Annotated in this window: 12 protein-coding genes; 7 read left to right on the top strand and 5 right to left on the bottom strand. The window is 68.0% G+C overall.

Translation table 11 applies throughout. From position 1 onward, the window contains the following. The first annotated feature begins 4 nt into the window (after positions 1 to 4). Positions 5 to 535, top strand: coding sequence for a hypothetical protein (locus EV647_RS40655; protein WP_134012870.1), 531 nt, complete (start codon positions 5 to 7; stop codon positions 533 to 535). On the opposite strand, the gene EV647_RS40650 is transcribed toward EV647_RS40655, so the two are convergent. Further along, positions 532 to 1,572 (bottom strand): LacI family DNA-binding transcriptional regulator, encoded by a 1,041-nt coding sequence (locus tag EV647_RS40650; protein WP_134012868.1) that lies wholly within the window; start codon positions 1,570 to 1,572, stop codon positions 532 to 534. The two genes, EV647_RS40655 and EV647_RS40650, sit on opposite strands and share 4 nt — an antisense overlap. Before the next feature lie 111 nt (positions 1,573 to 1,683). Here EV647_RS40650 and EV647_RS40645 point away from each other — a divergent pair, with 111 nt between their 5' ends. Further along, positions 1,684 to 2,712, top strand: a complete 1,029-nt coding sequence (locus EV647_RS40645; RefSeq protein WP_134012866.1) for a glycoside hydrolase family 43 protein — start codon at positions 1,684 to 1,686, stop codon at positions 2,710 to 2,712. A gap of 2 nt (positions 2,713 to 2,714) precedes the next feature. Here EV647_RS40645 and EV647_RS40640 read toward each other — a convergent pair whose 3' ends face one another. Continuing rightward, entirely contained in the window at positions 2,715 to 2,996 is a 282-nt protein-coding gene (locus tag EV647_RS40640) for a hypothetical protein (protein ID WP_134012864.1), read from the bottom strand. A gap of 317 nt (positions 2,997 to 3,313) precedes the next feature. On the opposite strand from EV647_RS40640, the gene EV647_RS43285 reads away from it, so the two are divergent. After that, the gene (locus EV647_RS43285) at positions 3,314 to 3,709 is read left to right on the top strand and encodes a hypothetical protein (RefSeq protein ID WP_238177638.1); all 396 of its coding nucleotides are present in this window, start codon (positions 3,314 to 3,316) and stop codon (positions 3,707 to 3,709) included. Between the two features lie 113 nt (positions 3,710 to 3,822). Here the strand turns inward: EV647_RS43285 and EV647_RS40630 are convergent, their stop codons facing one another. After that, a complete protein-coding gene (locus EV647_RS40630; RefSeq protein ID WP_134012862.1) occupies positions 3,823 to 5,037 on the bottom strand; it encodes an acyl-CoA dehydrogenase family protein in 1,215 nt (404 codons plus the stop codon). Then, entirely contained in the window at positions 5,037 to 6,341 is a 1,305-nt protein-coding gene (locus EV647_RS40625; protein WP_134012860.1) for an acyl-CoA dehydrogenase family protein, read from the bottom strand. The genes EV647_RS40630 and EV647_RS40625 overlap by 1 nt, the downstream gene beginning before the upstream one ends. An 85-nt stretch (positions 6,342 to 6,426) precedes the next feature. Between EV647_RS40625 and EV647_RS40620 the strand changes: the two genes are divergently transcribed. From EV647_RS40620 to EV647_RS40605, 4 genes are read left to right on the top strand one after another with little or no spacing between them, the layout of a single operon-like run. Beyond that, positions 6,427 to 7,413: a LacI family DNA-binding transcriptional regulator gene (locus EV647_RS40620; RefSeq protein WP_134012857.1), complete on the top strand. Its 987-nt coding sequence runs from the start codon at positions 6,427 to 6,429 to the stop codon at positions 7,411 to 7,413. Between the two features lie 60 nt (positions 7,414 to 7,473). Beyond that, entirely contained in the window at positions 7,474 to 8,475 is a 1,002-nt protein-coding gene (locus EV647_RS40615; RefSeq protein WP_134012853.1) for an alcohol dehydrogenase catalytic domain-containing protein, read from the top strand. Beyond that, the gene (locus EV647_RS40610; RefSeq protein ID WP_134012851.1) at positions 8,472 to 9,437 is read left to right on the top strand and encodes a Gfo/Idh/MocA family protein; all 966 of its coding nucleotides are present in this window, start codon (positions 8,472 to 8,474) and stop codon (positions 9,435 to 9,437) included. Before EV647_RS40615 ends, EV647_RS40610 begins: the two co-directional genes overlap by 4 nt. Positions 9,438 to 9,450: 13 nt before the next feature. Continuing rightward, positions 9,451 to 10,515 (top strand): bifunctional 2-polyprenyl-6-hydroxyphenol methylase/3-demethylubiquinol 3-O-methyltransferase UbiG, encoded by a 1,065-nt coding sequence (locus EV647_RS40605; protein WP_134012849.1) that lies wholly within the window; start codon positions 9,451 to 9,453, stop codon positions 10,513 to 10,515. Here EV647_RS40605 and EV647_RS40600 read toward each other — a convergent pair. Continuing rightward, the gene (locus tag EV647_RS40600) at positions 10,505 to 11,749 is read right to left on the bottom strand and encodes an RNA polymerase sigma factor (protein ID WP_134012847.1); all 1,245 of its coding nucleotides are present in this window, start codon (positions 11,747 to 11,749) and stop codon (positions 10,505 to 10,507) included. The genes EV647_RS40605 and EV647_RS40600 overlap by 11 nt on opposite strands. Between the last annotated feature and the right edge of the window lie 71 nt (positions 11,750 to 11,820).

Genomic DNA, 11,820 nt, shown 5'->3' with positions numbered 1-11,820 from the left:
TGCCATGTCCGACGACGCACCGCAGTTCACCGGCATTACCCGCTACCACGACCTCGGAGGCCGATTCTCCTTCCGCTACCCCTGGGACTGGTCGACCGAGAGCCTTGATGAGGGCCGGGATGGAGTAATGCTCACGCCCGAGGCGAATGACCCGGGCACGTATGTTGCCGCCTGGGTCAGCAGGCTGCCGACCGTTGTGAGCGCCGACGATCTGCCAGAGCTACGAGACGCCTTCGACTCCGGTCTGGGCAGCCTGCCCGAACTGCATGTCCTTGAGGCCCACGAAGACGCAGTGGGTGGGGCGGTGACAGTGATGCGCACCGTCATGTTTCGCGACGCTGAATACATCCGGCAGCGCTGTATCCGGTCGCTCTGGGCCGGCGAGACTCAACTGGTCTTCGTGTATCAAGGCGCAACGCCTCGTGCGTACGAGTACTGGCTCTCGATGAGCAATTACTGCTGGGCCACGCTCGAGCTCGCCGAAGAGATTTGGTACAGCGCAGATCCGGAGCTGAGCCGACCGCGGCAGTCTTAACGTGACCCGACAGGCGAAGAGTCCGTGCTCTGGCGCGGCGGTGCCGTCGACTCGCGCCAAATGACCTCCGCCACCGGGCCGCTCCAGGGCTCGAGCTCGGGCCCGCCGACGGCTTTGATGAGCCGCAGCGCCGCATTACGCCCCACTCCCTCCAGGTTGATGCGGACGGTAGTGAGCGACGGAGGAAGGAACCGGCACAGCTCGTTGTCGTCCCACCCGGTCACGCTGAGGTCACCGGGCACGTCCAGGCCGCGTTCGTATGCACCACGCACCACCCCGGAGGCGACCACGTCATTTGCGGCAATCACCGCCGTGGGTAGCCGGTCGGCGTCCAGCTGCAGGATGGCCTCCACTCCGGACTCGCCTGACCAGTCACCGTCTGACACCCCGACCGACTCGAGTCCGAACCGGTCGATGGCCTCGAGGTAGGCAACTTTGCGAGCCCGGGCCGAAGCGAACGCTTGGTCGCCGGCGACGTGCAGGAACCGCCGGTGGCCGAGGTTGGCGAGGCGTTCGATCAGCTCGGTGACCGGCGTTGCGTCGGTGAGCTCACCGATGCTCCGCATGGCATCGTCGAACTCAGGCGTGACGACGACGGCGGCACCACTCGGCAAGTTGTGCCCGTTGCCCGCCGCCATCGGCGTCAGCGACAGCACTCCATCCACCTGTCCGGACCCAGCGAGTTCGAGGACACGCTCAGTCAGCGTCGCGGCGGAGCCCTCGACGCTGACGACCTCGACCACGCGTCCTGCCTCGTGGGCTGCGGCAAGGGCGCCGGACAGCAGGCGCGCCTGATTGTAGGTGGTGACGGGCATGACGACGGCGAGTCGGCCGGTACGCCGGGTACGCATCGAGCGGGCCATGAGGTTGGGCCGGTAGCCGAGCTCCTCGACGGCAACATCGATGCGCTCGAGTGTCGCGGGGCGCAGGCCCTGGCGTGACTTCAGATATCGCGAGACGGTCTGGTGAGAGACGCCGGCCAGACGAGCCACCTCCTTGATGGTGGGTCGCCTGGTCGGTGCGGAGTATTCAGTCATGGATAGGTCCCCTCGTGCCTGAGTGCACCCTATTGCCCTACGTGAAAAAGTTCATTACGGTCGTGGCAGCCAAAGTGAACGTTCACTATTCTGTACCACGGGGGAGCCTTCATGCCAGATCCGTCACCGCCCGCCTCAGCGACAGTCGAAGGCGAACCATTCGACGGCTATCTGTTCGCATACTTCACTGGAGAGGACAAACACGACGGCGAGCAGATCTACTTCGCCGCCACACGCAGCCAGGACCCGCGGCTCTGGGACACGCTGAACGGCGGACAACCGGTTCTCACTTCCACGCACGGCGAGAGGGGTTTGCGCGACCCGTTCCTTCTGCGTACGTCCTCCGGTGACCGGTTCTTCCTGCTCGCCACGGACTTGCGAATCTTCGGGAGTGCTGGGTGGCGCGCCGCCAAACGCGTCGGAAGCCTGTGCATCGAGGTATGGGAGTCGTCCGATTTGGTGAATTGGTCGTCGCAACGCCACATTCAGGTCTCCCCTGACACCGCCGGCTGCACATGGGCACCGAAGGCACACTTCGACCCGCAACGCGGCGCCTATGTCGTGTATTGGGCGTCGCGGCTGTATGCCGAAGGCGACACGGACCGCGTCGAGGAGACCCACGAGCGCATGCTGTACGCCACAACCCGCGACTTCCGAACGTTCAGTCCTCCGCAGATCTGGCACGACCCAGGGCATCCTGTGCTCGATGCCACGGTGGTCTTGGACGGCACCACCTACTACCGGTTCACCAAGGATGCACGGGCCCGTGGCTGGTCTGAACCCTGCGGCTCGTTCATCACGCAAGAGAAGTCCACGCGGTTCACCGGCGCCGAGTGGGAACTGGTCGCCGAGTCTGTCGGCCGTGGTGACGCCACGCACCCTGGCGTCAGCGAAGGCGAGGGGCCGACCGTCTTCCGTTCCAACACGGAACAGAAGTGGTACCTGCTCGTCGATGAGTTCCGCGGCCGGGGCTATGTGCCGTTCGAGACTTCTGATCTGGCTGGCGGGGTATGGCGCCACGCCGAGGGATTTCTGCTGCCGCAGGGCGCTCGACACGGAAGCGTCCTGCCGATCACGCGAACTGAACTGGGGCGAGTACGCGCACACTACGGCGCAGACAATGCCCCACTGGGCAGGTGAGGCTATGCCTGCGGTTGCGTCGCGAGTCGCCGTACGACGGCTGCGTCGCCCGCGTCCAGAACGAGTGACTCTCCGGCCTCGACCGCGGGGCCCGAGAGGAGCTCGATGCCCGCACGGTCAAGCGTGCACACTGCCTTCGTGGTGCCGTGGTTGAGGAAGAACAGACAGGTGTCTCGCTCGGTGACCTCGACCTCGCTTGGCACCTGGTGGACGGGACGCACACCGGCACGGTCAAGCACCACGGTCACGACGGTCACCACGGTCGCCAATCCCTCGTCGTCCACTTGTGAGCACGACGAAGGCCGCGATCCCCTTGCGAGTAAGGGTTTCGCTCATCGTTGACACAGCATGGTCAACCCCAGCTGGAAATCAGCTGGTTCGGGTTCGGCAGTCACGTTGAGGACGGTCCGTCGATCAGCCGCGGCCTCCTGGATCGGCTCGAACACGCGCAGCTGCAAGCGCAGAAGTCTTGCGCGCTCAAACGTTGAACTCGGTCTGTGTTTGCGGGCCGAGGAGGCATAGGTGGCGTTTGCGAAGGATCAGTGGACGAGGGCTGTCAAGCAGTCCGATGGGAAGATCAAGCGGGAGCGGGACAAAGATCGTGGGGACTATCGCGATCCGAACGCTCGACGGCGACGTCCAGGAGCATGACCTGATCTTCAGTTGGCCAGACGGTCGACACCTCAACGCGCGTCTTCATCACGAGCTCGTGTGGAAGCCCGCGCTTGCAGCGGTCGGCGTGATCCCGCCGCCGTACAAGGACAACCGTGGCCGCCGGCGATTCAAGACCGACCGTACGACCGGGCTGCACGCGCTCCGACACTACTTCGCCAGCATCACGCTCGCGGACGGGTCAACATCAAGGAGCTTTCCGAGTACCTCGGGCATCACGATCCAGGATTCACGCTGCAGATGTACACGCATATGCTGCCGTCGTCCTACGACCGCGCGCGGCAGGCAGTGGATCGTCGGCTGGAGCGACTTGCTCGGCGGCTGACGGAGCAGTCACGGAGCAGGGACGACCAGGGCCCGGATCTCGACGACATCGATCGAGGTCCCGGCCTGCTCTGAGAGGAAGTCAGAGCAGGCGGGAAGCCGTTGCGAACAAGGCTATTTGAGCTCGGCGGACGTCTTGCCCAACAGCCGGCGAGCGACGATCAGTTGCTGGATTTGCTGGGTTCCTTCGAAGATGTCGAGGATTTTGCTGTCTCGGGACCATTTTTCGAGGAGGTGGTGTTCGGAGTAGCCGAGGGAGCCGGTCAGTTCTACGCAGCGGAGGGTGATGTCGTTGGCGGCGCGCCCGGCTTTTGCTTTGGCCATGGAGGCCTGGAGGGAGTTGGGTTGGCCGTTGTCGGCCATCCAGGCGGCCTGGAGAGTGAGGAGGTAGGCGGCTTCCCAGTCGGCTTCCATGGCGAGGTACGTCGCGGCCGCGGCGGACTGCAGGTGGACGGGGCGGTCGTAGTCGATCTGTACTCCGGCGTCCGACAGCAACTCGCGGGTGAGTTCCAGGGACGCGCGGGCGCAGCCGACAGCCATCGCGGCGACGAGCGGGCGGGTGTTGTCGAAGGTCTGCATGACCCCGGCGAAGCCCTTGTCGATGTCCGCGGATCCCAGCAGATTCTCGCGCGGGACGCGACAGTTCTCGAAGCGAATCGTCGCGGTGTCGGAGGCGCGGATGCCGAGCTTGTGTTCCAGGCGTTCGACGGTCATGCCGGGCGTGTCCTTCATGACCACGAACGACTTGATCGCGGCCCGGCCGAGCGACTTGTCGAGCGTCGCCCAGACGACGACCGCGTCGCAGCGGCCGCCGGCGGTGACGAAGATCTTCTCGCCGTCGAGCACGTAGTCGTCACCGTCGAGCCGCGCGGTGGTCCGGATGCCTGCCGAGTCAGAGCCGCATCCCGGTTCGGTGATCGCCATCGCGGCCCACACGCCGTCGAAGCGCCGCAGCTGTTCGTCCGACGCGACGGACGCGATCGCCGAGTTGCCGAGGCCCTGGCGCGGCATCGACAGCAGCAGCCCGACGTCACCCCAGCACATCTCCATGATCGACAGCACCGACGACAGGTTCGACCCGTTCACGACGCCGTCCACGATGCCGTCCGGGGCGGCAGCGGTACGCCGTACGCCGGAGGCACCCGCGCCGGAACCGGTGCCCGAGGCACCTAATCCGTCGACCATCGCGGCGAGCATGTCCAGCTCGACCGGGTACTCGTGCTCGGCCAGGTCGTAGCGGCGCGAGTTCGGGCGCAGCATCTCGGCCGCGACCTGGTGCGCCTGGTTGACGAAGGCCCTGAACTTGCGAGGAGTCTCGAGGTTGATCATCAGACCAGCACCGCACCTTCCATCACGCCGATCGCCCGCAGGTCGCGGTACCACCGCTCCACCGGATGCTCCTTCACGAACCCGTGCCCGCCGAGCAGCTGTACGCCGTCGGTCCCGATCTGCATGCCCTTCTCGGCGCACAACCGGCGCGCCAACGCCACCTCCCGGGCAAAGGGGAGGCCTTGGGATGCCCGCGATCCGGCCCGGTACGTCACCAGCTTCATGCCCTCGAGCTCGATCCCGATGTTCGCGACCATGAACGCCACCGACTGCCGATGGCTGATCGGCTCGCCGAAAGCGGTCCGTTCGTTGACGTACGGCGTGACGTAGTCGAGCACCGCCCGCGCCGTACCCAGCGACAGCGCGCACCACCCGAGCCGCGACAACCGCACGCACTCGGCATAGTCCTCCACCGATCCGAGCGGGATCGCCGGAACGTCAGCGAGAATGACGCGACTCAGCGACGCGGCCCGCAGACCCATCGACGGCTCGGCCTCGATCGTGACACCGGGATGATCCGGCTCGACCACGAACAACCGCGGCCCGGCGTCGGTCTGCGCGCCGATGACGAACAGCTCCGCCTCGGCGGCCCGCGGAACCAACGACTTCACGCCGTTCAGCAGCCCGCCGGTGCACCGCGTCTGCAGCTCGAAGGGATCGAACAACGGCCGCGGCTCGAGCAGCGCCAGCGCCGCCGCCGGTACGGACGACCCGGTGAAGGCCGGCAGGTACGTCGCCTGCTGCGTCTCGTCGCCCCACAGCGAGATCGCCGTACTCACCGCGGACGGCGCCAGACACGCCACTGCCTGCCCCAGGTCACCGTGCGCGAGTGCCTCGGCGACCAGTACGCCGGTCATCGCGGATCGCTCGGTGACGATGCCGCCGAGCTCCTCCGGGACCTCGATCAGGCTCAGCCCGAGCTCTGCCGACGACTCCAGTACCTCGGGGTCCGTGGTGCACGCCGTGTCCGCGGCGGCGGCAGCGGGACGCAGTACGTCGGCGGCGAACGAGCGCACGACGTCGACCATCATCTGCTGGTCCCCGGTCGGCGTCAGGTCGAACCGCCCGGTCCCCTTCGCCGCAGGCAGCCGGGACGGCGCGGTCAGCTTCGAGGCCGCCGAGAAACGCCGGGACAGCGCGCCCGCCGTCCGGAAACCGGTCTTGGTCGCCTCGAACACCGCCCGCTCGGCCGGCTTGCGCAGCCCGAGCCGGTCGATCGCCCGCCACTGGGCCAGCCGGTTCAGCAGGGCGACCCCGACCCCGATCGCGTCCCGCCGCCCACGCGTCCGCTCCTCGATGCTCATGCCGCTACTGTAAACCGAAGTTACAACCCAGGTCACGCTTTACCCGTTGTAACCTGACGAACCCAGGCTCAGAAGGAGTGCAGCGGTGGCGGTCAGCATGTCCGACGTGGCCCGGCACGCGGGCGTCTCGCAGCGGACCGTCTCGAACGTGGTGAACAACTACGTCCACGTCTCCCCCGCGACCCGGGCACGGGTCCAGGCCAGCCTCGACGCCCTCGGCTACCGCCCGAACACGGCTGCCCGCAGGCTGCGCAGCGGCCGGACCGGCACCGTGACGCTGGCCGTCCCGACTTTTCGCGAGCGGTACTTCGCAGACCTCGCCGAGGCGGTCGTTTCCGCCGCGAGACAGCGCTCCACGACCGTTCTCGTCGAGACCACCGGCGGGCGCCACGAGACCGAACTCGAGCTGCTCCGAGGCGGCGGCGAGGTCCTCACCGACGGCGTGATCATGAGTGCGGTCTCCCTCGGCCGCACCGATCGGCGCAGTACGCACCCGGTGGTCCTGATCGGCGACCGCGAGCCGGGCAGCGCGATCGATCACGTCGGCATCAAGAACCGCGAGGCCGCCCAGGCCGCCGTTACCCATCTCCTCGACACCGGCCGCCGGCGGATCCTCCTGCTCGGCGCGAACCACGGACCCAGGCGCTCGTACCAACTGCGCAGGCAGGGCTACCAGGCGGCATTGAAGAAGTACGGAATCGAACCAGAGCCGGCGCTGGTCGTCGAGTGCGACTGGACGACCGCGGCGGCTGCCGACGCCGTCACCGCGCTGCTCGCCGAGACAGCGCTCCCCGACGGGATCTTCGCGATGAACGACTCCGCCGCTCTCGGTGCCCTCCGCGCCCTGGTCCGCGCCGGAATCGACGTACCGGGTCAGGTCTCGGTGATCGGTTTCGACGACATCGTCGAGGCGAGTCTGTCCACGCCGTCGCTCAGCACGGTCGCACCGCTGCTCGACGACATCGCGAGCATGGCGCTCGACCTGCTCGAGGAACAGTTGGACGAGGATCACGTCCCGCAGCACCGGATGGCCGGCTACGAGCTCCGCGTCCGGGAGAGCACCGGCCGCTGACGCAGCGGTCACCGGCAACCCCTTGTGGGCAGGATTTGCTACGTAGTAAATTCCGGCAGCATGACGCGTACCGCCCTCGCCCCCAAGTTCACCGGGGCCGGCACCATCGAGTTCGCGGACCACGACTACCCGGACCCCGGACCCGGGCAGCTCCTCCTCGCCGTCCAGGCCAACGCCCTCTGCGGCACCGACCGCCACCAGTACTACGACGGCTCGTCAGTCGTTCCCGGACACGAAGCCGCCGGCACCGTCCTGCAGACCGGGGACGGCACCACCACACCCGCCGGCACCCGCGGTGCCGTCTTCCTGATGGACTTCTGCGGCGAATGCCGAAGCTGCAAGTACGACGCGACGAACCAGTGCCTCGCCAAGCGCGCCGACATGGGCTTCACCCACGACGGCGGCTACGGCCCGTACGAACTGGTCCACGAGTCCAACTTCTTCCCGATCACCGACGACATCGAGATCGGCAACGCGACGATGCTGCTCGACGTGATGGGCACCAGCAGCCACGCCCTCGGTCGCGCAGCGCTGGTCCGGCAGGACGTCGAGAGCGTCTACATCGCCGGCGCCGGACCGATCGGGCTCGGGCTGACCGTGATGAGCAAGCTGAAGTACGACGTACCGGTGTACATCTCCGACTTCTCCCGCTGGCGGCTCGAGTTCGCGGAGTCGTTCGGCGCGATCCCGTTGCTCGCCGACGATCTCACCGCGGCCGGCCACCCTGACCTCGCGTTCGACGCGTCCGGCAAGGAGTCCGCCCGCCGCGCGGCGCTCGACATCCTCAGCCCGCGCGGCGCCCTGATCTGCGTCGGCCACGGCGAATCGGTCACGCTCGACGTGTCCGGCGACCTGATCAGCCCCGAGCGTGCTGTCCTCGGCAGCGAGTACTTCCGGTACGACGAGATGCCCGGCAACCTCGCGCTCCTCCAGGAGTATCAGGAGCTCATCGGACGCATGATCAGCCACCGCTTGCCGGTCGCGGACATCGCCGAGGCGTTCCGCCTGTTCATGGCCGGCGAAACGGGCAAGGTCGTAGTCACCCAGGACGGCGCCTCGTGAGGGTCGCGGTGGTCGGCGCCGGCGGCTGGGGCGAGCACCACGCGCGCATCTTCTCCCGGCGCGAGGACACCGACCTGGTGGCGGTCTGCGGCCGCACACCGGCCCGCACCCAGGCACGGGCCGCGAGGTACGGCGCGACGCCGTACACCGATCTCGACGAGATGCTGCGCACCGAGCACCCCGAACTCGTCACGGTCTGCCTGCCGAACGAGGACCACTACGACGTCACGCTGAAGCTCGTGCGTACCGGCGTACCGCTGCTGGTCGAGAAGCCGCTCGTCTTCGACCTCACCGAGGCCGACACCCTGCTCGCCGAAGCCGGCGACCGGTTCTTCGCGATCAACTTCAACCACCGGTACGCCGAACCGGTACAACGCGCGAAGGCCCTCATCGACGCGGGCGAACTGGGCGACCTGATCTTCGCGACCTGGCGCTTCGGCGGCGAAGCGAACCACGGCCGGTCGCCGCACGCCAATCTGATCGAGACCCAGTGCCACGGCTTCGACATGCTCGAACACCTCGTCGGCCCGATCTCCGCGGTCTCCGCGCACCTGACCGACAAGACGTACGGCGCGTTCAGCACGCTCGCGCTCGCGGTCGACTTCGAGAACCGCGCGGTCGGCACGATGCTCGGCACCTACGACTCGTCGTACGCCTACCCCGACACGCAACGTATCGAGATCAACGGCACGAAAGGCCGCCTCGTCATCCACGACACCGTCCGCGCGCTGACGTTCTCCAAGGCCGGCGACCCGGTCGAGCAGCGCTGGCATTCGGCGTACTTCGACGACGAGGCCCGCAACTTCGCCGGCACCTTCGACCGCCACGTCGACGCGCTCCTCACCGCACTCCGTGCCGGCGACCAACCACCCGTGCACGCCCGCGCCGGCCGCCGCGCCCTCGCACTCGCCCACGCGACCATCGAATCCCACGAGACCGGACGGCGGGTCGGCACCGCCTGAGTACGATCCGTTCATGGACCGGACCAACGCACTCGTCGAGCGGATCTTCCGGAACGCCGGAGCGGCGCTCGAGCTCTACTCCATCTACCTCGGCGAGCGGCTGGGCCTGTACCGGTCGCTCGCCCAGCAAGGCCCGGCGACGTCCGTCGAGCTGGCCGAACGCACCGGCACCAACGAGCGCTACATCCGCGAATGGCTGGAGCACCACGCAGCCAGCGGACTCGTCGACGTCGACGACGTCACCGCTGCTCCCACCGTACGGCGCTACACCCTGCCGCCCGAGCACGTGCCTGTGCTCGCTGATCCGGACCACGTCGACTACCACGGCTACAAGGGAGTCGAGCTCGCCCGGGCGGCCCGAATGCTGCCCGACCTCGTCGAGGCGTACCGCACCGGTGACGCGCCGCCGCACCAGCCGTGGGAGCCAGAAGGACGGGCGGAGTTCAACAGGCCGACGTACCTGAACCTCCTCGGCAAACAGTGGCTGCCCGCCATTCCCGAGATCGACGAGCGACTCCGCGCCGACCCACCGGCCCGGGTCGCCGACTTCGCCTGCGGCACCGGCTGGTCGTCGATCGCGATGGCCCGGGCCTATCCGCGCATCACTGTGCACGGTCTCGACCTCGACGAGGACGCCATCGCCGCAGCAACCCGGCATGCACTCGAGGCCGGACTGAGTGACCGCGTCACCTACTCGGTCGCGAACGCCTCCGACGCCTCACAGAGCGGCCGGTTCGATCTGGTCACGGTCCTGGAGGCCCTGCACGACATACCGCGACCCGTCGACGCGCTGCGGAGCGCGCGGCAACTGCTGGCGCCAGGCGGTTCGGTGCTGATCCTCGACGAACTGGTCGAGGACGAGTTCACCGCCCCGGCCTCGGAGCTCGAGCGGTACCACTACGGCTGGAGCCTGATGTCCTGCCTGCCGGATGCGATGGGCGATCCGGAGTCGGCCGCGACCGGTGCGGTGATGCGGCCGGCGACACTCCGCCGGTACGCCACCGAGGCAGGATTCCAGGAGGTGCAGATCCTCCCGTTCCACACCTCGCTGTTTCGCTTCTACCGACTCATCCCGTGAGCGCGTCGGCCTTCGCCTGTAGGTAGCGCTGTTCCGGGAGGCTCGTCGTACGGCGGGCTGCGGCCAGATAATGCTCGTGCGCCTTGGCCGGGTCCCCCGCGCGCTCGTACAGGTGCGCGCGGACCGCGTCCAGCCGATGGGTCTCCGTGATGTTCTTGTCGTCCTCGAGGGTCGCGAGCAGGTCGAGGCCCGCCTGGGGACCCTCGACCTGGGCGAGCGCGATCGCGCGGTTGAGCGTCACCATCGGGTTCGGCGCGAGCTTCTCGAGCAGCAGGTACAGCGCGAGGATCTGCCGCCAGTCGGTCTCGTCGGCGCTCGGCGCCTCCGCATGGACGGCGGCGATCGCGGCCTGCAACTGGTACGACCCGACCGCGCCCTGCTGCAGCGTGTGCAGGATCAGGTCGGCGCCTTCGGTGATCTGCGCGCGGTCCCACAACGACCGGTCCTGCTCGTCGATCGGCACCAGGCCGCCGTCCGCGGTCGTCCGCGCGGCCCGGCGCGAGTCGGTCAGCAGCATCAACGCCAGCAGGCCCGCGACCTCACCGTCGTCGGGCAGCGCGGCGCGCAGCATCCGCGTCAGCCGGATCGCTTCCGCCGTCAGCTCGACCCGTTGCAGGTCCTCGCCTGAGCTGGCCGTGTAGCCCTCGTTGAAGATCAGGTACAGCACCTGCAGTACGACGCGCAGCCGGTCCGCCCGCTCCGACTCGGGCGGCATCACGAACCGGCTGCCGGCTGCCTTGATGCTCTTCTTCGCCCGGCTGATCCGCGGCGCCATCGTCGCCTCCGGCACCATGAACGCGCGCGCGATCTCCGCGGTGGTCAGACCGCCGACCGCCCGCAACGTCAACGCGACCTGCGAGGCCGGCGTCACGGCCGGGTGGCAGCACAGGAACAGCAAGGTCAACGTGTCGTCGGTGTCCGGTGCCTCGTCCACATCGGCTGCTGGCGAAACCAGCTCCTCGGGCCCGGCCATCGCCACGACGTTGTCCTCGCGCCGCCGCCGCGCGTTCTCGCTCCGGAACGCATCGGTGAGCCGCCGCGTCGCGACCGTGATCAGCCAGCCCCGCGGATTCGCCGGTACGCCGTCCACCGGCCACTGCGTCGCCGCCGCCAGCAACGCCTCCTGTACGGCGTCCTCACACAGGTCGAACTGCCCGTGCCGCCGAGCCAGAAAACCCAGCACCTGCGGCGCGAGCTCCCGCAGCAGCCCCTCCACACTCACCCGCGCGTCCACCCCCTGTACCCTACGCGTCGATCTGCAGCACGACAGTACGTATACGCCCACTACGCCGGATCGGCGGACCC

The organism is Kribbella sp. VKM Ac-2566, assembly GCF_004366005.1.
In the GTDB taxonomy this organism is placed as follows: Bacteria; Actinomycetota; Actinomycetes; order Propionibacteriales; family Kribbellaceae; genus Kribbella; species Kribbella pratensis.
Note: the sequence above shows the minus strand (reverse complement) of the source record. Positions and strands in the feature narration are given on the sequence as shown.